Raw genomic sequence first — 25034 nt, forward strand, 5'->3', positions numbered from 1 at the left:
TGTTCCGGGTTTAGCCATGCGCCAACTTCATCGGGTTAATCAATTTCAGCGCCTGTGGCAACTCAGCCAGGGCGAGCCTCTGCGTTTGAGCGTAGCCGCCATGGCACAACACTGTTTTTGCAGTGAGCGCCATGTACGTACCTTATTACGCCAGTGGCAGGATGCTGGCTGGCTGCACTGGCGCGGCGAGTCCGGTCGAGGAAAACAAGGCGAACTGACATTTAGGATCTCACCTGAACAACTTCGCCAACAGCTGCTAACCCAGCAACTGGAAGCGGGCGAAGCGATACAAGCGTTGCAGGTACTGGATCTTCATCCTGAGCGGCTGGTGAAAATGCTGCGGCCGCTGATGGGCGGCCAATGGCAGAACCAGGCACCGGTGCTGCGTATTCCCTATTATCGCGCGATGGAGCCGCTGCGGCCGCTGCGTCTGACCGGAAGGGCTGAGCAGCACCTGGTGCGGCAGATTTTCTCTGGCCTGACGCGCTTTAATGGCGACGATGTAGAAGGCGATCTTGCGCATCACTGGCAACATGATGGCAGCGGCTGTGACTGGTATTTCTGGTTACGACCTCAGCTCAGCTGGCACAACGATGAGCCAATTCAAGCTGCGCAGCTGGTTGCTCAGTTACAGCAGATTATGCAAACCGTGCGCGGCAGCCGCCTGCTGGCCTCTATCGAACGCATCGAGGCGCCACATCCGCTGGCTCTGCGTATTCAATTGCGTCAGAGCGACTACTGGCTGCCGCAGCGTCTGGCACATCAATACTGCCTGCTGCCACATCCTGATGCAGTGGATATAGGCAGTGGCCCCTGGAAGCTGACCCATTTCACTGATGACTTGGTTCGCCTGGAAAGTCATGCCCGCTGGCATCTGCAACGACCGCTGATTCAGCTGGTGGAATACTGGATTACTCCACAGCTGTTTGCCCATGGTCTCGGCACCAGCTGTCGCCACCCGGTGCAAATCGCCATTGGTGATCCTGACGAGCTGGACGCATTGCGCCCGGTCGATCACAGCATCAGCCTTGGCTTCTGTTATCTGGCACCGCGCATTTCCGCCAATTTCACTGCTGCTCAGGCAACAACACTGATTGCATTAATACAACACAGTGGCGTGATTCAGCAGTTACCGTTGGATGAAGGCTTGATTACCGCGAGCAAGGAGTTGCTGCCCGGTTGGCCCGTTCCCTCTGCCGGGATGACCACCGTCAAACTACCTGAGAGACTGACACTGCACTACCATCTCCCTATCGAACTGCATGTGATGGCGCAGGCGCTGGTGCCTTTGCTGGCCCAACAGGGCTGCGAATTAACCTGCGTTTTTCATGATGTGAAAAACTGGCGTGACGATATCGACCTGAGCGATGCCGATGTGGTGATGGGTGACCGTTTAATTGGCGATGCGCCGCTGTTTACCCTGGTGAACTGGCTGGAGAACGATCCCGTATGGACTCCCTTACGTGCCCCGGTACTACAAGCGCCACTCATCGCTATCGCCCATCAGCCCGACCCAGAGCAACGCGCAGCATTAACACAGCAATTGTTCCAGCAGCTGATGGGTGACGGACATCTGTTGCCGCTGTTTAACTATCGCTATCAGGTATTTGCCCCGCCCGGCGTTGAAGGCATCCAGCTCAATACATTGGGCTGGTTTGATTTCACCCGCGCCTGGATTCCACCGCCCGCAACCGCAGGGACTGTTCAGCCCGCGCCCGAGCCAGTACCATAGACGCACTGATTTTTGGGGAAATTGAGATGAAACGAGCCGTTGTCGTATTCAGTGGCGGACAAGATTCCACCACCTGCTTGATTCAGGCACTGCAGCAGTATGATGAAGTGCACTGTGTCACCTTCGATTATGGTCAGCGCCATCGCGAAGAGATTGAAGTCGCGGCAGAACTGGCGCACAAACTGGGGGCGCGTGCACACAAAGTACTGGATGTGACGCTGCTCAATGAGCTGGCAGTCAGCAGCCTGACGCGCGATAACATTCCAGTGCCCACTTACGATCCTGACGCCAGCGGGTTGCCGAGCACTTTTGTGCCGGGCCGCAATATTCTGTTCCTGACCTTAGCCTCTATCTACGCCTATCAGGTGGAAGCCGAGGCGGTGATTACCGGTGTCTGCGAAACAGATTTCTCCGGCTACCCTGATTGCCGTGATGAGTTCGTTAAAGCGCTCAACAATGCCGTGAGTCTCGGTATGGCGCGCAACGTTCGCTTCGAAACGCCACTGATGTGGCTGAATAAAGCGGAAACCTGGGCGCTGGCCGATTACTGGCAGCAGTTGCCACTGGTGCGGGCGGAAACCCTGACCTGTTATAACGGCGTGAAAGGCGATGGCTGTGGTGAATGCGCGGCTTGCCATCTGCGCGCGCGCGGGTTGGCGGATTATCAGGCTAATGCTTCAGCCGTCATGGCAGCGATGAAACAAAAAAGCGGCCTTAACTGATTGCGCTAAATCGGTGGCTCGAAGTGATTGCGCGGCCTGGCTGGTTGGGAGGGTTTAGCTGATTCGCTAGCCGGAACTGATTGAGCGTCTTCGTTCGCTGCAACTCATTGGGCTACTTAACTAGCTGGAACTTATTAAGCGGCTTCGCTGGCTGGCGTCAGAAACGCCAGCTCGCTCCGCTGTTAATGGCTTTCTACCATCAATGCCGACAAACGGTCGCGCAACTCCCCTTCCATCGGTACCGCTTTTTGCGTACGCAAATCGATGCAGACGAAAGTTAACGCGGCGTCTGCCACCACGGTGTTATCACCCGCCAGCAGCACGCGCTGCGAAATAATGCCGCTTTTGCCATTCAACTGTGACACTTCGCTCTCAATATGTAATACGTCGCCCAGCACCGCCGGACGACGATAGTTAATATTGATATTGACCACCACAAACGCCAGCTTCTGATCCATCAGCCAGTGAAAAGCATCGACATCCTCCAGCCATTGCCAGCGCGCCTCTTCCAGAAACTCGAGATAACGTGCGTTGTTCACATGCTGATAAACGTCCAGATGATAGCCGCGTACTTTGATGGTGGTTTGCATTGTTGCTCCTGTTCAGACTGTGAATACCAACTGGTATGACCTGTTGAGCATAGCACAGCCTGATTGGGTGCTTTATCAATCCTTCAAAGTCGCGACCCGCCTCACAGTTTCAGGCGATCGCTGTTACGTTCGACCAGCGCATTGCCGATGCCCGGTATTTCCTTAAGCTGATCGATGGCGGTAAACGGACCATATTGCTCGCGGTAACTGACAATCGCCTGAGCTTTCTTCAGGCCGATGCCGTTCATTGCGGCTGCGAGCTGTTCAGCGCTGGCTTGATTGATGCTGACCTGTCCCTCTTGCGGCGAGGATACTTGCGTCGCCTGCGTTTCGCTGGGGCTTTCGGCCGCGGACAGTCCGGTGGTATAGAGTGCGCCACCCAGCGCCAGCGTGATACATAGAGCGCGAAAAGTTGATTTCACCATGCTGTGTTTCTCCTTGTGTTTGACAGCCACAGCAGAGTGTCACAGCGTGTTTTCAGGCTCAAAAGGGCAATTCCTGAAATGGAAAAGGCCGCAGAAGCAGCCTTTGAGTGTTGCAGCGGATTCACATTTTTTGTGAGGCTTACTGGTTTTGTGCAGCCGCGCCGTATTTGATTTTCGCGTCTTTGCGCAGGTTTTCCAGCAGCGCTTCAAACGCAATCTGTGCGTTATTCTGCGTCACGCCTTTAACCATCTCATCAATCTGCGCCTGCGGCATATTACCCGGGCTGACTTTATCCAGTGCGACCAGCACCACGTTGCCCTGCATATCTTCGCTCACGCCCCAGGACGGTTTGTTGTCCGCGGGTTGTGGCAAGTTAAAGGCAGACTGCGCAACCGGATCCTGTGCATTACGATCAAAGGATTTGCTGGCGCTCAGGGTCAAGCCTGCCGCTTTCAGCGCATCTTCTTTACCGGCTTTCAAATCAACCAGCAGCTTATCGGCCTGCGCTTTAGCCTGCTGTGTGGCTTTGTCATGCTTCAGCGTGTCGGCAATCTGCGCTTTCACCTGGTCCAGCGGTTTCACGGCTTCAGGCTTGTGCTCACTGATGCGCAGCACGAAGGCACGATCGCCATCGACGCTGATGATGTCAGAGTTATTACCCGGCGCACCGTTTTGGCCCACCAGTCCACCGTTGAAGATCGCCTGCTTGACCTGATCGAAATCGAGTTCAGCCGGAACATTATCGCGCGTGATCCAGCCGGTTTCCGTGACTTTCAAACCGGAAGCCTGTGCAGCACCCGCCAACGACTCGTTGTCATTGCTGGCCGCTTCACTGACTTTCTGCTGCAGCTTGTAAAAGGCGTCGACTGCTTTTTCCTGCTTCACCTTGTCAGCAACGGCGTCATGGATCTCAGCCAGCGGCTTAATCTGCTCGGCCTGGATATCATCCAGACGCACCACCAGGAAACCGACTGAAGATTTGATCACGCCAGACAGTTGGCCTTTCTGCGTCAGGTTGGCCTTTTTCAGCTCATCCGGCGTGGTGCCCGGCTCCAGCCAACCCATATTGCCGCCTTTACGTGCCGAAATCGGGTCAATGGATTTGCTTTTTGCCAGCGTGGCGAAGTCTTCACCCTTCTTCAGTGCTTCCAGAACGGCATTGGCATCCGCTTCAGTTTTGGTCTGAATCACGCTGTAGCGATTGCGCTGCGGCTGTGAGTAGTCAGCTTTGTGTTGATCGAACCAACTCTGAATGTCCGCTTCGCTCACGGTTTCCTGCATGCTGGCAGCATCCATTTTGATGTAGCTGACGCGGAACTGCTCAGGTGCCATGAAGCTGTTCTGATGCTGCTGGTAATACTGATTGATCTCATCATCACTGGCCGTTTGTTTCGCTGCCAGCGCGTTAACATCAATCACCGCCTGACGAATTTCACGCTGCTGCGAGACCAGGTCTACCAGCTTGCTGGTTTCACCTTTCAGCATGAAATCGGTATTAGCGATCGCATTGATCAACTGCTGCGTAGCTAACTGCTTGCGCAGTGCTGCCGCGTACTGATCCGGCGTAAAGCCCATCTGAGTGATTAAGCCGTTGTATTTCGCGTTATCAAACTTGCCGTTAGTCTGGAAAGCTTTTTGATTGAAGATCGCCTGCTTGATCTGATCATCGCTAATGCCAATCTTCAGATCTTTGATGTATTGATCAAGCAACGCCTGATCAATCAACTGAGACAGCGCCTGCTGACGCATCTGCTGCATGTAACCTTCGTTGCTGGCCAGCTGCGAGAATTGATCGCCCAGCATCTGCTGCTGACGATTACGCTCGTTGTTAAAGCCCTGCTCAAGCTCTGCACGGCTAATTTCATGGCCATTAACTTTGGCGGCATAATCGCTGCCACCGCCGATCAGGTAGTTGCCCACCCCGGTCAGTACGAAAGACAGGATGATCAATCCCAGAATGATCTTGAGCACGACATGATTCGACGCCGCGCGTAAATTGTCCATCATGGTATGACAACACTCCGCTGTAGTGTGAATGTAAAGCTCTGACACGATGTCATCATCGTGCAACTGCTGTTCAGGCTGGCAGTTGGCAACCATGCGGAGACAATAGCCTGTGGCCATCGCCGCGCATCAAGAATAAAAAAGGCACATCAAAAATGATGTGCCCGTATGTTACATGAGAACGGCTTTTTCGTCCTCAATCCATAGAAGAAAATGCTTCAATGGATGTGTCAGCGGTCATTAATTGACTGAGTCTTTCAGTGCTTTACCTGCACGGAAGCCCGGAACTTTACCAGCCGGGATGGTGATCTCTTTACCGGTTTGCGGGTTACGGCCTGTACGAGCAGCACGCTCACGTACAGAGAAAGTACCGAAACCAACCAGTGCCACTTCATCACCGCCTTTCAGCGCGTCAGAAACGGAGCCCATGAATGCATCTAACACACGTCCCGCTGCTGCTTTAGAAATGTCAGCGTCTGCAGCAATTTTGTCGATCAACTGTGACTTATTCACTCTATTCATCCCCTCTTTTATTATTCACATCGCACCCGCGCTTCCCGCCCGGTGCGAACGCGCAGCCAGTTATATCAAGCCTGTGGAGCTGAAACAACGGTATTCATCTTAATCGTTGATTCAACAGCCCCCTAAATTAGCGGCACAAAAAAAAGCTGGCAAGCACCATTTGGCCTGCCAGCTTCGCTTTTTAACGGTTTTTGCCGTTAATCACTATTTTGCCGTCGCAACCTGCATGCCGTAAGGCGCATTTTCCAGTGCCAGGTTCAGCACTTCTTCAATACGCTTCACAGGATGGATGGTCAGATCGGCAATCACGTTCTGTGGAATCTCTTCCAGATCGCGCTTATTTTCATCCGGGATTAACACGGTTTTGATGCCACCGCGATGCGCGGCCAGCAGCTTCTCTTTCAGACCACCAATCGGCAACACCTGACCGCGCAGAGTGATCTCACCTGTCATCGCCACATCAGAGCGCACCGGGTTACCGGTCAGACAAGAAACCAGTGCCGTACACATGGCTATACCGGCACTTGGACCATCTTTCGGCGTTGCCCCTTCCGGCACGTGCACGTGGATGTCACGTTTCTCGTGGAAATCCCCGTTGATGCCGAGTTTCTCCGCACGTGCGCGAACCACTGTCAGCGCCGCCTGGATAGACTCCTGCATCACTTCACCCAGTGAGCCGGTGTAAGTCAGTTTTCCTTTACCTGGTACGCAGGCGGTTTCAATGGTCAGCAAATCGCCCCCCACTTCCGTCCATGCCAGACCGGTGACCTGACCAACGCGGTTTTCAGTGTCCGCTCGACCATAATCAAAGCGCTGCACGCCCAGGAAGTCGTGAAGGTTTTCACCATTAATCTTGATGCTCTTCTTACTTTTGTCCATCAACAGCGTTTTCACTGCTTTACGGCACAGCTTGGAGAGTTCACGTTCCAGACTACGCACGCCCGCTTCACGGGTGTAGTAACGAATAATGCCGATGATGGCGCTATCGTCAACACTGATCTCTTTTTCTTTCAGTGCATTACGCTCAATCTGTTTCGGCAGTAAGTGCTGTTTGGCGATATTCAGTTTTTCATCTTCGGTATAACCCGAGAGACGAATCACTTCCATACGATCCAGCAGCGGTGCCGGGATGTTCATGGAGTTAGAGGTCGCCACAAACATCACATCGGAGAGATCGTAATCCACTTCCAGATAGTGATCGTTGAACGCAATGTTCTGCTCTGGATCCAGCACTTCCAGCAGTGCCGAAGCCGGATCGCCACGCATATCGGACGACATCTTATCGATCTCATCCAGCAGGAACAGCGGGTTCTTCACGCCAACTTTCGCCATTTTCTGGATCAGTTTGCCCGGCATAGAACCGATGTAAGTACGGCGATGTCCACGGATTTCCGCTTCATCACGTACACCGCCCAACGCCATACGCACATATTTACGGCCGGTGGCTTTCGCGATCGACTGACCCAGCGAGGTTTTACCCACGCCTGGCGGTCCGACGAGGCACAGAATTGGGCCCTTAATTTTGCTAACACGACTCTGCACCGCAAGATACTCAAGAATGCGGTCTTTCACGCGTTCCAGACCGTAATGATCGGTATCCAACGTTTCCTGCGCCTTCAGCAGGTCTTTTTTCACTTTGCTGCGCGCGACCCACGGAACCTGAACCATCCAGTCGATATAACCGCGTACCACGGTGGCTTCTGCAGACATCGGCGACATCATTTTCAGCTTCTGCAGTTCTGCTTCGGCTTTTTCGCGCGCTTCAGTCGGCATTTTTGCCGCTTCAATTTTACGTTTCAGCGCTTCGTATTCGTCCGGCGCATCATCCATTTCGCCCAGCTCTTTCTGAATGGCTTTCATTTGCTCATTCAGATAGTACTCACGCTGGCTTTTCTCCATCTGCTTTTTCACGCGATTACGAATGCGCTTCTCAACCTGCAGCAGATCGATTTCGGATTCCATCATCGCCATCAGATATTCAAGACGTTCGTTGATGTCGGACATTTCCAGCACTGACTGCTTATCAGCCAGCTTCAGCGGCATATGCGCTGCCACGGTGTCGGCGAGACGCGCCGCATCGTCGATGCTGTTCAGTGAGGTCAAAACCTCAGGAGGAATTTTTTTATTCAGTTTGATGTAGCCTTCAAACTGATTAATCGCCGTACGCACCAGCACTTCCTGCTCACGCTCTTCAATTTCCGGCGAGATCAGGTATTCGGCCTGGGCAACAAAATGGTCGCCATTGTCGGCCAGTGTGGTGATGTGCGCACGCTGCAAGCCTTCAACCAGCACTTTCACCGTGCCATCGGGCAGCTTGAGCATCTGCAATACGGAAGCGACGGTCCCTACAGAGAAGAGATCGTTAATACCAGGTTCATCCGTTGAAGCCTCTTTCTGGGCAACCAGCATGATCTTCTTGTCATGATCCATTGCCGCTTCGAGGCAACGAATCGATTTTTCCCGACCAACAAACAACGGAATTACCATGTGCGGATAAACCACCACGTCGCGCAAAGGCAACACGGGGATTTCAATGCGTTCAGAACGCTCAGGATTCATAGAGCTCTCTCTTAGTTTAATGTCCGCCAGGTGATGGGTACCGCGTAAAAGAAGTTTGCAGTTCAACCCACAGGATATTGAGTATATGGGGATGCTTGGTCGACATTCAATGTCAGGGGAGTGAGAAAAACAAAAGGGGAAACATTTTCCCCTTTTTTAAGATAACAACATGGTTAGATTGTTTATTTATTCGCCAGAAGCCTGAGCTTCGTGCTTACCATAAATCAACATCGGCTCGGATTGACCGTCAATCACTGACTCATCAATCACCACTTTTTCCACGTCATCCATCGATGGCAGATCGTACATGGTTTCCAGCAGCGCACCTTCTACGATAGAACGCAGACCACGCGCGCCGGTTTTGCGTGACATCGCTTTCTTAGCGATCGCCGTCAGCGCTTCATCACGGAACTCCAGCTCCACACCTTCAAGGTTAAACAGAGCCTGGTACTGTTTGGTCAACGCATTCTTCGGTTCGCGCAGAATCTGAATCAGGGCTTCTTCACTCAATTCACTCAGCGTCGCCACCACCGGCAGACGACCAATGAATTCTGGAATCAGACCAAATTTGATCAGATCTTCTGGCTCAACCTGCGACAGCAACTCGCCTTCGCTGGCTTTTTGCGATTTACCTTTCACCGTAGCGCCGAAGCCGATACCGGATCCGGTTTCCACGCGCTGGGAAATCACTTTGTCGAGGCCAGCAAAAGCACCACCGCAAATGAACAGGATCTTAGACGTATCAACCTGCAGGAACTCCTGCTGTGGATGCTTACGTCCACCCTGCGGCGGAACCGCGGCAACGGTACCTTCGATAAGCTTCAGCAACGCCTGCTGTACGCCTTCACCGGAAACGTCACGCGTGATTGACGGGTTATCTGACTTACGAGAAATCTTATCGATTTCATCGATATAAACGATACCGCGCTGTGCTTTCTGCACATCGTAATCACACTTCTGCAGCAATTTCTGGATGATGTTTTCCACATCCTCACCCACATAACCGGCTTCGGTCAGGGTGGTAGCATCCGCCATGGTGAACGGAACATCCAGCAAACGCGCCAGGGTTTCAGCCAGCAAGGTTTTACCGCTACCGGTTGGACCGATCAGCAGAATGTTACTTTTGCCCAGTTCGATTCCATTACTGGTATCGCCGTTGCGCAGACGTTTGTAGTGGTTATAGACCGCTACCGCCAGCACTTTTTTCGCCCTTTCCTGACCGATGACGTAATCATCTAAATGATGACGGATTTCATGCGGTGTCGGCAGTGCACTGCGCTCACGGTGCGGAGCCACTTCTTTAATCTCTTCGCGAATGATGTCGTTGCATAAATCAACACATTCGTCGCAAATATACACTGACGGCCCGGCAATCAGCTTACGGACTTCATGCTGGCTTTTGCCGCAGAAAGAGCAGTACAGCAACTTACCTGAACCGTCTTTGCGCTTATCTGTCATCAGCTAACCTCTTTTCGTTCTCAGACCCAATTTGGTGTACGGCACTGGCCGCACATCAACGGCCGATATTCATGCAACTCATCGTGCTGCCCCGTTAACTATAGCGTAAGGGGCAGCCAGATGTGTCTTATTGGCGATGCGTCAGGATGGAATCGACCAAGCCATACTCTACCGCTTCGCTGGCAGAGAGGAAACGATCGCGCTCAGTGTCGCGTTCGATCTCTTCCAGTGATTTGCCGGTATGTTCAGCCATCAACTCATTCATACGCTGCTTCACTTTCAGAATTTCACGCGCATGGATTTCAATATCCGTCGCCTGGCCCTGATAACCGCCCAGCGGCTGGTGAATCATGACGCGGGAATTCGGCAGGCAGAAGCGCTTACCTTTGGTACCTGCAGTCAGCAGGAACGCACCCATCGAACAAGCCTGACCCATACAAATGGTGCTGACGTCCGGTTTGATAAATTTCATAGTGTCATAAATCGACATCCCGGCAGTAATCACGCCGCCTGGCGAGTTAATGTAGAGATAAATGTCTTTTTCAGGATTCTCAGCTTCCAGAAACAGCATCTGCGCCACAATCAGGTTGGCCATATGATCTTCAACCTGGCCGGTCAGGAAGATCACACGCTCTTTGAGCAGGCGGGAGTAAATGTCGTATGAACGCTCGCCGCGCGAGGTTTGTTCGACCACCATTGGCACCAGCGCCATGTGCGGTGCAGTAAATTCACGATCGCCACTGTATGACATTACCGTCTCCTGATAAATTTCATTGGCAACATTCTGTACCGATATTACGTGAGGCGCGTCGGGAAAACTATGCGCTGCCTTCTCACTCCGACATAACAGGACGGTTAATCAGCCAGTCTCACTGTTTTCATGCATTCTCCCTGTATCTGGGGATGCTGCCCAGTTGTTTCAAGCATAACAACCTTTTGCCCATTCGCTAACACGGAAAAAGAGCTTAGCGAACAATTTGCCGAATAATTAGGCAAATAGAGGACAAATCTGTGCGGTTAGCGCCTTAAAACGAAAAAGCCCGCGACTTTTCAGTCGCGGGCTTCGCACTTTCGGTTAACTAACGAATCAGGCCGCTGAGGTCTGGTTCATCAGTTCCTGGAAGTTGGTTGCTTTATCGGTCACTTTAGCTTTCGCCAGAACCGCTTCAACAGCCTGCTCTTCCAGTGCAACGTTGCGCATGTTGTTCATTAGCTCGTTGTTCTTGCTGTAGAACTCGATCACTTCCTGCGGATCTTCGTACGCAGAAGCCATCTCTTCGATCAGCGCTTTAACGCGATCTTCGTCTGCTTTCAGCTCGTTGATGCGAATCACTTCGCCCAGCAGCAGACCAACAACAACGCGACGTTTAGCCTGCTCTTCGAACAGCTCACGTGGCAGCTCGAAAGCTTGCTTCTCGTTGCCACCAAAACGCTGAGCAGCCTGGCGACGCAGCACGTCGATTTCGCTGTCGATCAGTGCCACTGGCACGTCGATGTCGTTGGCTTCAACCAGACCATCAATCGCCTGAGATTTCACGCGGTTACGGATAGCGCCTTTCAGCTCGCGATCCATGTTCTTACGCACTTCTGCACGCAGACCGGCAACGGAACCATCTTCAACGCCAAAGCGCTTGATGAACTCTTCAGTCAGTTCTGGCAGCTCGCGAGTTTCCACTTTTTTCAGCACGATTTCGAACTTCGCGTCTTTCCCTTTCAGGGTTTCAGCGTGGTAATCGTCCGGGAATTTCACGTCGATAGTGAAGGTTTCGCCCGCTTTGTGGCCAACAACACCTTCTTCGAAGCCTGGGATCATACGACCCTGGCCCATCGCCAGTACGAAGTCAGACGCTTTGCCGCCTTCGAACTCTTCGCCGTCTACTGAACCGGAGAAGTCGATGGTTGCGCGATCTTCAGCAGTGGCTGCTGCATCGCTCTCTTTCCAGGTCGCCTGCTGCTTCTGCAGGGTTTCCAGCATGGTATCAACGTCAGCATCGGTGACTTCAACCACTGGCTTCTCGACTTCGATAGCATCCAGGCCTTTCAGCTCAACTTCAGGATACACTTCGAACTCAACCGCGTAGGTGAAATCTTCACCTTCTTTGTACTCACCTGGCACGTAGTTTGGTGCGCCAGCTGGGTTGATTTTCTCTTTGATGATGGCGTCAACGAAGTTGCGCGTCATCAGCTCGCCCAGCACGTCCTGGCGAACAGAAGCACCGTAGCGCTGAGAAATGATGTTTGCCGGCACTTTGCCTTTACGGAAACCGTCGATACGGACTTTCTTAGCCACTTCCACCAGTTCTTTCTTCACTGCGCTTTCGATGCTGTCAGCTGCAACAGTAATCGAAATGCGACGGCCCAGACCCTGAGTGGTTTCTACTGAAACTGTCATCTTGTTACCTCAAAAAATCACGTGCTCGGTCAACTTCAGACACCACACATTAAATGCGCCGTATCCAACAATCGGGACGGCCTCTGCAGGCAGAACCTAATCCCTGTCACCAGAAGCGTCCCGAAGACATTCCGGAAAAATAGACGCCGCATTATAGCGGCATCGCTGGAATGAGTCGAGGCTGCAAACTCACCACTTTTTAGCGGTTTTGCTGCTTTTTTGCGCCATGGATCGCGTTTGAGGGTAATAGATGAAAAGAAAACGGCCCGCAGGCCGTTTTGAGAGAGGATGAAGTGTGAACTCAGGCTAGGGTACCCGCTCCACGACAGTTCGGTGACGCCAGCACGGTATCTTGCAAGCCACCCCACTCTTTTTGCGTGTAAGTGTGAAGTGCCAGTGCGTGCACGCTCCCTGCTAACTCTTCGGTCAATTCGCCATAAATGGCGCGATGACGCTGCAGGAATCGCTGGCCGGTAAACACATCGCTGACAATCACCACTTTAAAGTGACTTTCAGAACCAGCGGGCACGTTATGACGGTAGCTCTCATCATGCACTTCGAGATGTGCAGGTTCGAACGCCTTACGCAGCTTTTCTTCTATTTGTTCGCGAATCATTGTTTACACTCCTCAACGGCGAGCGCTGTGCCCATCTGTTTAAATATTAGTAGGTTTTTTGCCCAACCCGCAGGCGCGCCGGAAATAATTCCTGATCTGCTGCGCATCTTAACGAGCTTATTCTTCAGGTCAACGCTGTTGGATGACCACCTGTCCGAAAAAAGCCTTTACAATCAATTTCCACTGGCACGGGGCTTTTTTCGCCGTCGCGCAATGCTATGATGGCCGCAGTTTTGCAAACCAACCCATATGCTAACGAGAATGAGTATGTTGAAAAAACTGTTATTCCCTCTGCTGGCTGCGTTTATTTTGGCCGGCTGTGCCAGCAATAACACCACCCTGAACATTCAGCCAAAGATCCAGCTGCCACAGCAAGATCCCGGTCTGATGGGTGCCACCATCAGCGTTAACGGTGCCGATCAGCGTTCCGATCAGGCACTGGCAAAAGTGAATCGTGATGGTCAGTTAGTCACCTTAACACCATCGCGCGATCTGCGTTTCCTGTTACAGGAAGTGCTGGAGAAGCAGATGACAGCACGCGGTTATATGATCGGACCAAACGGTGCGGTTGACCTGCAGATTGTCGTCAATGGTCTTTACGCTGATGTGACACAAGGTAACGTGCGTTACAGCATTACCACCAAAGCTGACATTTCCATCATTGCAACCGCGAAAAACGGCAACAAGCAGGTTAAAAACTATCGTCAGACTTACAGCGTAGAAGGCGCATTCACCGCCACTAACGCGAAGATCACCAACGCGGTCAACTCTACCCTGAGCGACGTGATTGCTGATATGGCGCAGGACACCAGCGTTCACGAATTTATTAAACAGAACGCCCGCTAATTCCTCAGCTATTCTGCCCGGTCATCTTTGCCCGGGCATCATTTCAGGTTGGTTATGACTTCTCACTATCTGCGCATTTTCACCCAACGTAATGCAGCCATATTACTGCTGCTCGGTTTTGCTTCCGGACTGCCTTTAGCACTCACGGCCGGGACCCTACAGGCGTGGATGACCGTAGAGAATGTCGATCTGAAAACCATCGGTTTCTTCTCCCTTGTCGGCCAGGCATACGTGTTTAAGTTCCTGTGGTCGCCGATGATGGATCGCTATACCCCGCCGTTTCTTGGCCGTCGCCGTGGCTGGCTACTGGTCACTCAACTCGCACTAATCGCCGGTATTATCGCCATGGGCTTTATGCAGCCTTCGCGCGATCTGACGCTGCTGGCTGCCCTGGCCGTGCTGGTGGCCTTCTGTTCTGCATCGCAGGATATCGTGTTTGATGCCTGGAAAACCGATGTGCTACCGCCAGAAGAACGGGGCAGCGGAGCCGCGATTACTGTGTTGGGTTATCGCCTGGCGATGCTGATTTCAGGCGGACTGGCGCTGTGGCTGGCCGATCGCTATCTGGGATGGCAGGCGACTTACTGGTTAATGGCACTGTTGATGTTGCCAGGTTTGATTGCGACATTGCTGGCCAAAGAGCCCGCAGCACCCGCGCGCGAGCCGCACACCCTGCGTCAGGCCGTTTCGTTCCCGCTCAAAGACTTCTTCCTGCGTAACAATGCCTGGCTGCTGATCACCTTAATCATCCTTTATAAGCTGGGTGATGCTTTTGCTGCGTCGCTCACCACCACCTTCCTGATTCGCGGCGTAGGTTTCAGCGCCGGCGATGTCGGACTGGTGAATAAAACGCTGGGATTGCTGGCAACCATCATTGGTGCGCTGTACGGCGGTGTGCTGATGCAACGCCTGAGCCTGTTCCGTGCCCTGATGATTTTCGGCATTCTTCAGGCCGTTTCCAACTTCGCTTACTGGCTATTGGCCGTGACGCCGCCTCATTTATGGAGCATGGCGAGCGCAGTGTTCATAGAAAATCTTTGCGGCGGGATGGGCACCGCCGCGTTTGTGGCGCTGCTGATGACATTGTGCAATAAGTCGTTTTCCGCAACGCAGTTCGCGCTGCTCTCTGCCCTTTCCGCCGTCGGGCGTGTTTACGTCGGACCCGCAGCGGGATGGCTGGTCGAGTTGTGGGGCTGGCCGACCTTCTATGCTTTCACCGTGTTTGCAGGCGTGCCCGGTTTATTGCTGCTGTGGATTAGCCGCAGCACCCTGCAAGCCATTCAGCAGAGCGGGGAGTTTATGATACGAACCCGCTGGTCGCAGGGCTATCGCTGGACAGTGCGTCTGTTCAGCTTCGGAAGTGGCCTGTTGGCACTCTGGTTAGTGATGCTAGCCCTGAATGCAGCGGGCATCTGGCATGTCAATGCGCTGCTGACACCACTTTTTAAGATGGGCATGGCACTGGCGCTGGTGGCCGTGGCGCTAGGTGTGATTCTGGATTGTCTGGCGTTAAGAAAAATGCCGGGAAAAAATCTGAGTTAAGTAATGATAATTTGCCAGCGGCTAAATATTTGGCTAAAAAAATAACAACGAACTCATTTTAACGAATAGCATTTTTTTCATCGCGAAAAAGAAACATTAAATTAACAACTCTGGATTATATTTAAATCCGGTGCGCAATTACTTTGTAGAAAACTCATCACCCAAATGCTACATAATTGTTAAATAAATGAGCATTAATAGTACGGTTTATGCTTTCCCTGATTTTTCTGCGGTTTCTATCATTGTTTTTTGTTATATTGACGCCAACTGCTTGTCGCAATTAATAATTTGTCACCCTGCGCAACATCTGTGACACCCTTAGCAAAAGGTGTCAACAGCCTTCTGACACATCCTTAAGCTGGTTTACACTGCATAAACCTTCCCGTAAAATGCGCGCACACTTAAACGACAATAGAGCCCTTTGTCATTGAGGTCGTTAAATGAGACTCAGGAAATACAATAAAAGTTTGGGGATTTTGTCATTAATTGCAGGCGCTGTATTACTCAGTGGCTGCGATAGTGCGTTGTTAAATCCCAAAGGACAGATTGCACTGGAGCAACGTTCGCTGATTCTGACAGCTTTTGGCTTGATGATGATCGTGGTTATCCCGGCAGTCTTCATGGCAGTATTCTTTGCCTGGAAATATCGGGCAACCAATACTAATGCGACTTATAGCCCTAACTGGTCACACTCTAACAAAGTGGAAGCCGTGGTCTGGACGATTCCAATCCTGATCATTATCTTCCTCGGCGTGCTGACCTGGAAATCAACCCACGCACTTGAGCCAAGCAAACCGCTGGTCTCTGATGTGAAGCCGGTTGAGATCGATGTGGTTGCGCTGGACTGGAAATGGCTGTTTATCTACCCGGAACAGGGTATTGCAACCGTGAACCAGATTGCCTTCCCGGCAAATACTCCGGTGAACTTCAAGATCACCTCCAACTCCGTAATGAACTCCTTCTTTATTCCTACGCTCGGTAGCCAGATCTACGCCATGGCGGGCATGCAGACTAAACTGCACCTGATCGCCAATGAGCCAGGAACATTCGACGGTATCTCTGCGAACTTCAGTGGTCGCGGTTTCTCTGGCATGAAGTTCAAAGCCATTGCAACCAAAGACGATGCGGAATTCCAGCAGTGGGTGGCTAAAGTTAAAGCAGCACCTAACGCGCTGACCACCATGGATGATTTCGAGAAACTGGCTGCGCCAAGCGAAAATCACCCGGTGGAATATTTCTCAACTGCGAATCCAGAACTGTTCAAGCAGGTTATTGATAAGTTCATGATGAGCCACGGGAAGATGGACATGCCAGAGCATAAAGGCATGGACATGAATCACGCCGCTGCTGCGGGAGCCGAGGAATAATACGATGTTCGGAAAATTAACACTGGATGCAGTGCCATACCACGAACCCATTATCGTGGTAACGGTAGCCGCAATCATCTTAGGTGGTCTGGCACTGGTTGCCGCGATTACTTATTTTGGTAAGTGGCAATATCTGTGGTCAGAATGGTTCACCTCCATTGACCACAAAAAACTGGGTATCATGTACATCATCATGGCTTTCGTCATGCTGCTGCGCGGCTTTGCCGATGCAGTAATGATGCGTACCCAACAAGTGATGGCTTCCGCAGGTGAAGCCGGCATATTACCACCGCACCACTACGACCAGATCTTCACCGCGCACGGCGTGATCATGATCTTCTTCGTGGCGATGCCTTTCGTGGTAGGTCTGATGAACATCGCGGTACCGCTGCAAATCGGTGCACGTGACGTTGCCTTCCCGTTCCTGAACAACCTGAGCTTCTGGTTTACCGCGATCGGTGTGATCCTGGTGAACATTTCTCTGGGTGTGGGCGAGTTCGCACAGACTGGCTGGTTGGCTTATCCACCGCTTTCGGGCGCGGAATATAGTCCTGGCGTCGGGGTCGATTATTGGATCTGGAGTCTCCAGCTATCCGGTATCGGTACGACACTGACCGGTATCAACTTCTTCGTGACCATTCTGAAGATGCGTGCACCGGGTATGGACCTGTTCAAGATGCCTGTATTCACCTGGGCATCACTGTGTACCAACGTCCTGATCATCGCTGCGTTCCCGGTTCTGACCGTCACGCTGGCACTGTTGACGCTTGACCGTTACCTCGGCTTCCATTTCTTCACCAATGAAATGGGCGGTAACATGATGATGTACGTCAACCTGATTTGGGTCTGGGGTCACCCGGAAGTATACATCCTCGTTCTGCCGGTATTCGGTGTGTTCGCGGAAGTCACTGCAACCTTCTCCAAAAAGCGTCTGTTCGGTTACACCTCTCTGGTGTGGGCGACCATCGCAATTACCGTTCTGTCGTTCATCGTTTGGCTGCACCACTTCTTCACCATGGGTGCCGGCGCCAACGTTAACGCCTTCTTCGGTATTATGACGATGATCATCGCCATTCCGACCGGCGTGAAAATCTTCAACTGGCTGTTCACCATGTATCAGGGTCGCGTTGAGTTCCACTCAGCGATGCTGTGGACAATCGGCTTCCTGGTCACCTTCTCTATTGGTGGTATGACCGGTGTTCTGCTGGCCGTTCCAGGTGCGGACTTCATTCTGCACAACAGCTTGTTCCTGATTGCACACTTCCATAACGTGATTATCGGTGGTGTGGTGTTCGGTTGTATGGCTGGCGTGACCTACTGGTTCCCGAAAGCATTCGGCTTCACCCTGAACGAAAAATGGGGTATCCGTGCATTCTGGTTCTGGATTATTGGTTTCTTCGTTGCCTTCATGCCGCTGTACGCACTGGGCTTCATGGGTATGACCCGTCGTATCAGCCAGGACATCGATCCTCAGTTCCACTCACTGCTGGTTGTTGCAGCAGGCGGTGCGGCACTGATTGCATGCGGTATCCTGTGCCAGCTGACTCAGTTCTACGTTTCTGTGCGTGACCGCGACCAGAACCGCGATCTGACCGGTGACCCGTGGGGTGGTCGTACGCTGGAGTGGGCAACCTCTTCACCGCCTCCGTTCTATAACTTTGCTGTTATCCCTGAAATCCACGAGCGCGATGCGTTCTGGGAAATGAAAGAGAAAGGCGAAGCCTATAAGCAACCAGAAAAATATGAAGAAATTCATATGCCGAAAAACAGCGGCGCAGCCCTGATTATCGCAGCCTTCATGACTGTGTTTGGTTTCGCGATGATCTGGCATATCTGGTGGCTGGCTGGCCTTACCTTCCTGGCCACAATTGTGACCTGGATTGTGAAGAGCTTCGATGAAGACGTGGATTACTACGTTCCGGTTGCTGAAGTCGAGCAGATCGAGAAGAAGCACTTTGACGAAATCAGCAAAGCAGGTCTGAAATAATGTCAACTGAAACTGCAAAACACCACCACGACGCCCATGCGGAGCATGGGCATCACGATGCAGGAGCCAATAAAGTCTTTGGCTTCTGGATCTACCTGATGAGTGACTGCATTATCTTCGCAACCCTGTTTGCGACCTATGCAGTTATGGTCAATAACACTGCCGGTGGTCCGGCAGGTAAAGACATCTTTGAACTGCCGTTTGTGCTGGTTGAAACCGCGCTGCTGCTGCTCAGCTCCATTACTTATGGAATGGCAGTGATCGCGATGAACAACCAGAACAAAGGTTCAGTCATCAGCTGGTTGGCTCTGACCTTCCTGTTTGGTGCTGGATTCATCGGCATGGAAATCTATGAATTCCATCACCTGATCCTGGAAGGCTTCGGTCCTGACCGCAGTGGTTTCCTGTCCGCGTTCTTTACGCTGGTCGGTACCCACGGTCTGCACGTGACCTCAGGCCTGATCTGGATGGCAGTGATGATGTTCCAGATTTCTAAACGTGGTCTGACTGCAACCAACCGCACCCGCATCATGTGCCTGAGCTTGTTCTGGCACTTCCTGGATGTGGTTTGGATCTGCGTATTCACCGTTGTCTATTTGATGGGAGCCATGTAATGAGTCATTCAGTTAACGAACATGGCGCTTCTCACGGTAGCGTGAAGTCTTACATGATCGGCTTCATCCTCTCTATCATCCTGACCGGTATTCCGTTCTGGATGGTAATGGATGGCGGCGCATCACACGGCACGATTCTGGGTGTGGTTCTGGTGTGTGCGGTGGTTCAGGTGTTAGTGCACCTGGTCTACTTCCTGCACTTGGACAGCAAGTCAGAGGGTGGCTGGAACATGGTGGCGATTGTCTTCTCAGCACTCATTATTTTGATTGTTGTCGTCGGATCACTGTGGATCATGTGGAACCTCAACTACAACATGATGGCCGACTAAAGAGTCACACGTAATGATTAAGCAATACCTGCAAGTAACAAAACCAGGAATTATTTTCGGCAACTTAATTTCTGTGATCGGTGGATTCTTGCTGGCTTCGAAAGGCAGCATTGATTACCCCCTGTTTCTCTATTCACTGGTGGGCGTTTCGCTGGTTGTCGCATCGGGTTGTGTATTCAACAACGTGATTGACCGCGATATCGATATCAAAATGGAGAGAACGCGGAACCGTGTTCTGGTCAAAGGCCTGATCTCGGCGAAAGTAAGCCTGGTTTATGCAACCGCATTGGGTATTGCTGGCTTTGCGTTGCTGTATTTCGGCGCTAACCCGCTGGCCATGTGGCTGGCGGTGATGGGCTTCGTTGTCTATGTGGGCATTTATAGCCTGTATATGAAACGCAACTCCGTGTATGGCACGCTGATCGGTAGCCTCTCTGGTGCAGCACCGCCAGTGATTGGCTACTGCGCAGTGACCAACCAGTTTGATGCTGGCGCCCTGATCTTATTGGCTATCTTTAGCCTGTGGCAGATGCCGCACTCGTACGCGATTGCGATTTTCCGCTTCAAGGATTATCAGGCGGCTAACATCCCGGTTCTGCCTGTCGTGAAAGGTATCTCGGTAGCCAAAAATCATATTACGCTATACATCCTGGCGTTCATGATTGCTACGCTGATGCTGACACTCGGCGGTTACGCGGGTTACAAGTATCTGGTGGTCGCCGCGGCAGTGAGTGTATGGTGGTTGGGCATGGCGCTTTCAGGTTACAAAACCTCAAACGATAAAGTTTGGGCGCGTAAACTGTTTGTGTTCTCGATTGTCGCTATCACAGCATTGAGCGTGATGATGTCGGTTGATTTTATGACGCCGGCCTCTAAAGACCTGCTGACTTACGTCTGGTAATACAGCTCCGCAACACCAGAAAGGGCGCGAATTTCGCGCCCTTTCTTTTTGTTACCACTGCTTAACAACAATTGTTTTACCCGCCCTGCCCTGCTCCCTAAAATGAGAGCTAAATGCCCGAAATAATTCGAGATGCAGGAAGGCGGCAAGTGCATGAATCCCTGGGAGCTGACTAAAGTAAGTGACCTGGGTGAACGTGCGCAGCCAACGCATCTGCGGCTTGAAGTATAAAGGGCATAAACTTACAGAGGTTGGAATGAACGACAATAAAATGACGCCAGTAGAGCTTCGGGCTACATGGGGTTTAGGCACAGTTTTTTCCCTGCGCATGCTGGGAATGTTTATGGTCCTGCCGGTACTCACCACGTACGGTATGGCGTTGCAGGGAGCCAGTGAAACCTTAATTGGTCTGGCAATTGGCATCTATGGTCTGGCGCAAGCCGTATTCCAGATTCCGTTTGGTCTGCTGTCCGATCGCGTCGGTCGCAAACCGCTCATTGTTGGCGGGCTGTTAGTGTTCGTGCTGGGCAGTATTATCGCGGCGATGACCACCTCAATCTGGGGTGTGATCCTGGGTCGTGCTTTGCAAGGCTCTGGCGCAATTGCCGCTGCAGTCATGGCGTTACTCTCAGATCTCACTCGCGAACAAAACCGCACTAAAGCAATGGCGTTTATTGGCATCAGTTTCGGTGTAACCTTTGCTATTGCGATGGTGGTAGGCCCAATTGTCACCCATGCTCTGGGTTTGCATGCACTGTTCTGGATGATCGCTATTCTGGCCTCGCTGGGCATTGTTATCACGCTATTGGTGGTGCCGAGCGCACCGAATCACGTGCTTAACCGTGAGTCCGGCATGGTAAAAGCCAGCATTCGTGAAGTGTTAGCCAACCCTAAGCTCCTCAAATTAAACATCGGTATTCTTTGCCTGCATATCCTGCTGATGTCGAGTTTTGTGGCTTTGCCAGGCCAGTTTGAACAAGCGGGCTTCCCGGCATCTGAACACTGGAAAGTCTATCTGGTCACCATGCTGGTCGCTTTCGTTCTGGTGGTGCCTTTCATCATCTATGCCGAAGTGAAACGCCGCATGAAGCGCGTTTTTGTTACCTGCGTGGCACTGATCATTATCGCGGAAATCGTACTGTGGGGTGCGGCTGGTCATTTCTGGACGCTGGTGATTGGCGTGCAGCTATTCTTCCTCGCCTTCAACCTGATGGAAGCCATTCTGCCTTCGCTGATCAGTAAAGAATCACCGCCGGGCTACAAAGGTACAGCGATGGGCATTTACTCCACCAGCCAGTTCATTGGCGTGGCGATTGGCGGCAGCATGGGCGGTTGGATCTTCGGTCACTTTGATGCGCAGACGGTGTTTCTGGTGGGTGCGATTGTCGCGGCAGCCTGGTTGTTTGTGGCGATGTCGATGCAGGAGCCGCCTTACGTCAGCAGCCTGCGCATGGTACTCAGTGATGCCGTATTAGCGGTGCCTAACCTTGAGAAGCGTTTAAAAGCGCAGCCGGGTGTCTCTTCAGTATTTATCGTGCCGGAAGAGAAAAGTGCTTACATCAAGATCGACAGTAAAGTGACGAGCCGCGTCGAAATCGAAGCGCTGCTCGCCAGCTGTTAGTTAGTAGTCACACACTCTGTGGCGGCGCGATTAACCGCACCGCCACAAACCATCACGCTAATTAAAGCGACATATCCACCACGATACGCCCTTCAATTTTTCCCGCATGCATACGCGCAAAAATGTCATTAATGTTGGTTAGCGGTTCAACCGCCACGTTGGCTTTCACTTTGTGACGACCGGCGAAATCCAACGCTTCCTGGAGATCTTTACGCGTGCCCACAATTGAACCGCGCACCGTAATCCCGTCCAGCACCATATCGAAAATCGACAAATCAAATTTGCCCGGTGGCAGACCGTTCAGCACCATGGTGCCGCCACGGCGCATGGTGCCAATCGCCTGCTCAAACGCTTTCGGTGATACGGCCGTAACCAGCACGCCATGCGCACCACCAAAACTTTCCTGGAACACTTTTGCGGGATCGACGTTCTTCGCATTCGCTACCACACTGGCACCAAGCCGCTTAGCAAACGCCAGCTTCTCATCGTCGATATCCACCGCAGCCACATTCAGTCCCATCGCCACCGCGTACTGCACCGCCATATGACCTAAACCTCCAATACCGGACACCACTACCCAATCGCCTGGCTTGGTATCGGTCATTTTCAGGCCTTTGTACACCGTCACACCGGCACACAGAATTGGTGCGATTTCGTTGTAATCGATGTTTTCCGGGATGATGCCGACATAGTTCGCATCCGCGAGGCAATATTCTGCGAAACTGCCGTTCACCGAATAACCGGCATTCTGCTGTGACAGACACAGGGTTTCCCAGCTATCCAGACAGTGTTCGCAGTGACCGCATGCGGAATAGAGCCACGGCACGCCCACACGATCGCCCAATTTCAAATGCTTCACACCTTCACCGATCGCCACCACCTGCCCCACGCCCTCGTGGCCGGGAATAAACGGGGGATTGGGCTTAATCGGCCAGTCGCCTTCGGCGGCATGTAAGTCGGTATGGCACACGCCGGTCGCGGCGATTTTCACCAGAATCTGGCCCGGTCCCACTTGCGGTACTGGCACCTGCTCAATCACTAACGGTTCACCAAAGGCTTTAACAACGGCGGCTTTCATGGTGGTTTTGATTTGCATATTCATCTTTCACTCTCCATTTGATCGGATGCAGACTCAGAACAGGCCCAAAGGGGCGGTGCCATAGCTGACCAGCAGATTTTTGGTTTGTTGGTAGGCGCTAAGCGCCATCTTGTGCGTCTCGCGTCCCACGCCCGATTGCTTGTAGCCACCGAAAGCCGCGTGTGCGGGATAGATGTGATAGCAGTTGGTCCAGACACGACCGGCTTTGATGCCACGTCCCATGCGATACGCCAGATTGGTATCACGCGTCCACACGCCCGCCCCGAGACCAAACTGGGTTTCGTTGGCAATCGACAAGGCTTCCGCTTCATCTTTAAAGGTGGTGATGCCGATAACCGGCCCAAAAATCTCTTCCTGGAAACACCGCATCTGGTTGGTGCCTTTAATCAGGGTTGGCTGGATATAGAATCCGTTATCCAGTTCGGCAGCGACGCTGGCGCGATCGCCTCCGGTTAGAATTTGCCCCCCTTCGTCGCGCGCGATGTTGATGTAAGACAGGATTTTGTCGAATTGCTGACGGGAAGCCTGAGCACCGATCATGGTGTCGGTATCCAGCGGATCGCCCCGGCGGATGTTTGCCACTTTCTCCATCACCCGCGCCATAAACGGCTCATAGATAGATTCATGGATCAACGCACGTGATGGACAAGTACAGACCTCGCCCTGGTTGAAGAAACCGAGCACCAGCCCTTCCACCGCTTTTTCGATAAAGTCCGATTCACCCTCCATCACATCGGCAAAGTAGATGTTCGGCGACTTGCCGCCCAGCTCGACGGTGCAAGGAATGATGTTTTCAGCCGCGCAGGCCATGATATGACGGCCCACTGGCGTAGAACCCGTGAACGCGATTTTGGCGATACGCTTGCTGGTGGCCAGCGCTTCACCGGCTTCCCGGCCAAAGCCCTGCACCACGTTAAGCACGCCGGCCGGGAACAGATCGCCGATCAGCTCCATCAGCAAGGTGATCGCCAGCGGGGTTTGCTCAGCCGGTTTCAGCACCACGCAGTTACCCGCCGCCAGCGCCGGAGCCAGTTTCCATGCCGCCATTAACAGCGGGAAGTTCCACGGGATGATTTGCCCAACCACGCCCAGCGGTTCGTGGAAGTGATAAGCAACGGTGGTTTCATCAATCTCAGCGGTGCTGCCTTCCTGTGCACGCAGACAACCGGCAAAGTAGCGGAAATGATCCACCGCCAGCGGTAGATCGGCGTTGAGGGTTTCACGGATCGGCTTGCCGTTGTCCCAGCTCTCCGCCACAGACAACATTTCGAGGTTTTGTTCAATGCAGTCGGCCACCTGCAGCAGCAGATTGGCCCGATGTTGCACGCTGGTTTTTCCCCAGGCGTCAGCGGCCTGATGAGCAGCGTCCAGTGCTAAATCGATATCCCGCGCGTCAGAACGCGGAAACTGCGCAATATCGCTGCCATCAACAGGCGAGGTGTTCGTAAAATACTGGCCGCTGAGCGGCTCTGTGAATTTGCCCGCAATAAAATTGCCGTAGGTCGCTTTAAAAGTGACCAAAGCGCCGGGCGTGCCGGGATGTGCATAACGCATCGCAAACTCCTTCGTGTAGGGTCGTTTATTGTTAGCTGGCAGCGGCAACCTGTGGGTCAACAGATTGAACAGCCCGCTGCCGTACATACCTATTGCAGCGGGCGTGCCAGTTTTTTTCAGCTTGCGAATTTTCGAAAAATCGTTTTATCTATC

The 25034-nt window shown here is 52.5% G+C and carries 21 protein-coding genes; 10 read left to right on the forward strand and 11 right to left on the reverse strand.

Translation table 11 applies throughout. The features are described 5' to 3' along the window. The first annotated feature begins 16 nt into the window (after window positions 1–16). Window positions 17–1732 carry an SgrR family transcriptional regulator gene (locus AC1MDE_RS13845; protein WP_480344746.1) on the forward strand — a complete coding sequence of 572 codons (1716 nt, stop codon included), beginning with the start codon at window positions 17–19 and terminating at the stop codon, window positions 1730–1732. A gap of 26 nt (window positions 1733–1758) precedes the next feature. Continuing rightward, on the forward strand, window positions 1759–2454 hold the full coding sequence (gene queC / locus AC1MDE_RS13850; RefSeq protein ID WP_058962234.1) for a 7-cyano-7-deazaguanine synthase QueC: 696 nt from the start codon (window positions 1759–1761) through the stop codon (window positions 2452–2454). A gap of 182 nt (window positions 2455–2636) precedes the next feature. On the opposite strand, the gene AC1MDE_RS13855 is transcribed toward queC, so the two are convergent. The 9 genes from AC1MDE_RS13855 to bolA all read right to left on the reverse strand — a co-directional run bounded on the left by AC1MDE_RS13855 (window position 2637) and on the right by bolA (window position 13021). Continuing rightward, window positions 2637–3044: an acyl-CoA thioesterase gene (locus AC1MDE_RS13855; protein WP_058962233.1), complete on the reverse strand. Its 408-nt coding sequence runs from the start codon at window positions 3042–3044 to the stop codon at window positions 2637–2639. A 101-nt stretch (window positions 3045–3145) separates the two neighbouring features. Next, window positions 3146–3469 carry a ComEA family DNA-binding protein gene (locus tag AC1MDE_RS13860; RefSeq protein WP_034828115.1) on the reverse strand — a complete coding sequence of 108 codons (324 nt, stop codon included), beginning with the start codon at window positions 3467–3469 and terminating at the stop codon, window positions 3146–3148. Window positions 3470–3608: 139 nt separating this feature from the next. Then, complete coding sequence (gene ppiD / locus AC1MDE_RS13865; RefSeq protein WP_058962237.1) at window positions 3609–5477, reverse strand: peptidylprolyl isomerase; 1869 nt, start codon at window positions 5475–5477, stop codon at window positions 3609–3611. A 237-nt stretch (window positions 5478–5714) separates the two neighbouring features. Then, complete coding sequence (gene hupB, locus AC1MDE_RS13870; RefSeq protein ID WP_034828113.1) at window positions 5715–5987, reverse strand: nucleoid-associated protein HU-beta; 273 nt, start codon at window positions 5985–5987, stop codon at window positions 5715–5717. Between the two features lie 213 nt (window positions 5988–6200). Next, a complete protein-coding gene (lon, locus tag AC1MDE_RS13875) occupies window positions 6201–8555 on the reverse strand; it encodes an endopeptidase La (protein ID WP_034828111.1) in 2355 nt (784 codons plus the stop codon). Window positions 8556–8741: 186 nt separating this feature from the next. Further along, window positions 8742–10013, reverse strand: coding sequence for an ATP-dependent protease ATP-binding subunit ClpX (clpX, locus tag AC1MDE_RS13880; protein WP_034828109.1), 1272 nt, complete (start codon window positions 10011–10013; stop codon window positions 8742–8744). A gap of 127 nt (window positions 10014–10140) precedes the next feature. Beyond that, window positions 10141–10764: an ATP-dependent Clp endopeptidase proteolytic subunit ClpP gene (clpP, locus tag AC1MDE_RS13885; protein WP_008103933.1), complete on the reverse strand. Its 624-nt coding sequence runs from the start codon at window positions 10762–10764 to the stop codon at window positions 10141–10143. A 336-nt stretch (window positions 10765–11100) separates the two neighbouring features. Further along, entirely contained in the window at window positions 11101–12405 is a 1305-nt protein-coding gene (tig, locus tag AC1MDE_RS13890; protein WP_045833927.1) for a trigger factor, read from the reverse strand. A gap of 301 nt (window positions 12406–12706) precedes the next feature. Next, complete coding sequence (bolA, locus tag AC1MDE_RS13895; RefSeq protein ID WP_058962232.1) at window positions 12707–13021, reverse strand: transcriptional regulator BolA; 315 nt, start codon at window positions 13019–13021, stop codon at window positions 12707–12709. 267 nt (window positions 13022–13288) lie between these two features. On the opposite strand from bolA, the gene AC1MDE_RS13900 reads away from it, so the two are divergent. The 8 genes from AC1MDE_RS13900 to AC1MDE_RS13935 all read left to right on the forward strand — a co-directional run bounded on the left by AC1MDE_RS13900 (window position 13289) and on the right by AC1MDE_RS13935 (window position 22228). Further along, window positions 13289–13867: a lipoprotein gene (locus AC1MDE_RS13900; RefSeq protein ID WP_034828101.1), complete on the forward strand. Its 579-nt coding sequence runs from the start codon at window positions 13289–13291 to the stop codon at window positions 13865–13867. Window positions 13868–13921: 54 nt separating this feature from the next. Next, complete coding sequence (gene ampG / locus AC1MDE_RS13905; protein WP_058962231.1) at window positions 13922–15409, forward strand: muropeptide MFS transporter AmpG; 1488 nt, start codon at window positions 13922–13924, stop codon at window positions 15407–15409. Window positions 15410–15849: 440 nt separating this feature from the next. Continuing rightward, on the forward strand, window positions 15850–16776 hold the full coding sequence (gene cyoA, locus AC1MDE_RS13910) for a cytochrome o ubiquinol oxidase subunit II (RefSeq protein WP_034828097.1): 927 nt from the start codon (window positions 15850–15852) through the stop codon (window positions 16774–16776). 4 nt (window positions 16777–16780) lie between these two features. Further along, the gene (gene cyoB, locus AC1MDE_RS13915; protein WP_034828096.1) at window positions 16781–18763 is read left to right on the forward strand and encodes a cytochrome o ubiquinol oxidase subunit I; all 1983 of its coding nucleotides are present in this window, start codon (window positions 16781–16783) and stop codon (window positions 18761–18763) included. Continuing rightward, on the forward strand, window positions 18763–19377 hold the full coding sequence (locus tag AC1MDE_RS13920; RefSeq protein WP_038648564.1) for a cytochrome o ubiquinol oxidase subunit III: 615 nt from the start codon (window positions 18763–18765) through the stop codon (window positions 19375–19377). The genes cyoB and AC1MDE_RS13920 overlap by 1 nt, the downstream gene beginning before the upstream one ends. Continuing rightward, a complete protein-coding gene (locus tag AC1MDE_RS13925) occupies window positions 19377–19706 on the forward strand; it encodes a cytochrome o ubiquinol oxidase subunit IV (RefSeq protein WP_034828092.1) in 330 nt (109 codons plus the stop codon). The genes AC1MDE_RS13920 and AC1MDE_RS13925 overlap by 1 nt, the downstream gene beginning before the upstream one ends. 13 nt (window positions 19707–19719) lie before the next feature. Continuing rightward, a complete protein-coding gene (gene cyoE, locus AC1MDE_RS13930; RefSeq protein ID WP_034828090.1) occupies window positions 19720–20607 on the forward strand; it encodes a heme o synthase in 888 nt (295 codons plus the stop codon). 256 nt (window positions 20608–20863) lie between these two features. Beyond that, window positions 20864–22228 carry an MFS transporter gene (locus AC1MDE_RS13935; RefSeq protein WP_034828088.1) on the forward strand — a complete coding sequence of 455 codons (1365 nt, stop codon included), beginning with the start codon at window positions 20864–20866 and terminating at the stop codon, window positions 22226–22228. Window positions 22229–22289: 61 nt separating this feature from the next. Here AC1MDE_RS13935 and adhP read toward each other — a convergent pair whose 3' ends face one another. Then, a complete protein-coding gene (gene adhP, locus AC1MDE_RS13940; protein WP_058962230.1) occupies window positions 22290–23330 on the reverse strand; it encodes an alcohol dehydrogenase AdhP in 1041 nt (346 codons plus the stop codon). A gap of 30 nt (window positions 23331–23360) precedes the next feature. Continuing rightward, on the reverse strand, window positions 23361–24881 hold the full coding sequence (gene exaC, locus AC1MDE_RS13945; RefSeq protein ID WP_313373830.1) for an acetaldehyde dehydrogenase ExaC: 1521 nt from the start codon (window positions 24879–24881) through the stop codon (window positions 23361–23363). Window positions 24882–25034 lie beyond the last annotated feature (153 nt).

It is taken from the genome of Pantoea folii, from assembly GCF_056678875.1.

Bases quoted from the DNA above. Each gene is read 5' to 3' on its own strand.
- cyoA (WP_034828097.1), top strand. From the start codon at position 15,850: ATGAGACTCAGGAAATACAATAAAAGTTTGGGGATTTTGTCATTAATT.
- AC1MDE_RS13925 (WP_034828092.1), top strand. From the start codon at position 19,377: ATGAGTCATTCAGTTAACGAACATGGCGCTTCTCACGGTAGCGTGAAG.
- AC1MDE_RS13860 (WP_034828115.1), bottom strand. From the start codon at position 3,469: ATGGTGAAATCAACTTTTCGCGCTCTATGTATCACGCTGGCGCTGGGT.
- AC1MDE_RS13935 (WP_034828088.1), top strand. From the start codon at position 20,864: ATGAACGACAATAAAATGACGCCAGTAGAGCTTCGGGCTACATGGGGT.
- queC (WP_058962234.1), top strand. From the start codon at position 1,759: ATGAAACGAGCCGTTGTCGTATTCAGTGGCGGACAAGATTCCACCACC.
- AC1MDE_RS13920 (WP_038648564.1), top strand. From the start codon at position 18,763: ATGTCAACTGAAACTGCAAAACACCACCACGACGCCCATGCGGAGCAT.
- bolA (WP_058962232.1), bottom strand. From the start codon at position 13,021: ATGATTCGCGAACAAATAGAAGAAAAGCTGCGTAAGGCGTTCGAACCT.
- tig (WP_045833927.1), bottom strand. From the start codon at position 12,405: ATGACAGTTTCAGTAGAAACCACTCAGGGTCTGGGCCGTCGCATTTCG.
- AC1MDE_RS13900 (WP_034828101.1), top strand. From the start codon at position 13,289: ATGTTGAAAAAACTGTTATTCCCTCTGCTGGCTGCGTTTATTTTGGCC.
- AC1MDE_RS13855 (WP_058962233.1), bottom strand. From the start codon at position 3,044: ATGCAAACCACCATCAAAGTACGCGGCTATCATCTGGACGTTTATCAG.
- clpP (WP_008103933.1), bottom strand. From the start codon at position 10,764: ATGTCATACAGTGGCGATCGTGAATTTACTGCACCGCACATGGCGCTG.
- cyoB (WP_034828096.1), top strand. From the start codon at position 16,781: ATGTTCGGAAAATTAACACTGGATGCAGTGCCATACCACGAACCCATT.
- lon (WP_034828111.1), bottom strand. From the start codon at position 8,555: ATGAATCCTGAGCGTTCTGAACGCATTGAAATCCCCGTGTTGCCTTTG.
- cyoE (WP_034828090.1), top strand. From the start codon at position 19,720: ATGATTAAGCAATACCTGCAAGTAACAAAACCAGGAATTATTTTCGGC.
- AC1MDE_RS13845 (WP_480344746.1), top strand. From the start codon at position 17: ATGCGCCAACTTCATCGGGTTAATCAATTTCAGCGCCTGTGGCAACTC.
- adhP (WP_058962230.1), bottom strand. From the start codon at position 23,330: ATGAATATGCAAATCAAAACCACCATGAAAGCCGCCGTTGTTAAAGCC.
- ampG (WP_058962231.1), top strand. From the start codon at position 13,922: ATGACTTCTCACTATCTGCGCATTTTCACCCAACGTAATGCAGCCATA.
- ppiD (WP_058962237.1), bottom strand. From the start codon at position 5,477: ATGATGGACAATTTACGCGCGGCGTCGAATCATGTCGTGCTCAAGATC.
- clpX (WP_034828109.1), bottom strand. From the start codon at position 10,013: ATGACAGATAAGCGCAAAGACGGTTCAGGTAAGTTGCTGTACTGCTCT.
- exaC (WP_313373830.1), bottom strand. From the start codon at position 24,881: ATGCGTTATGCACATCCCGGCACGCCCGGCGCTTTGGTCACTTTTAAA.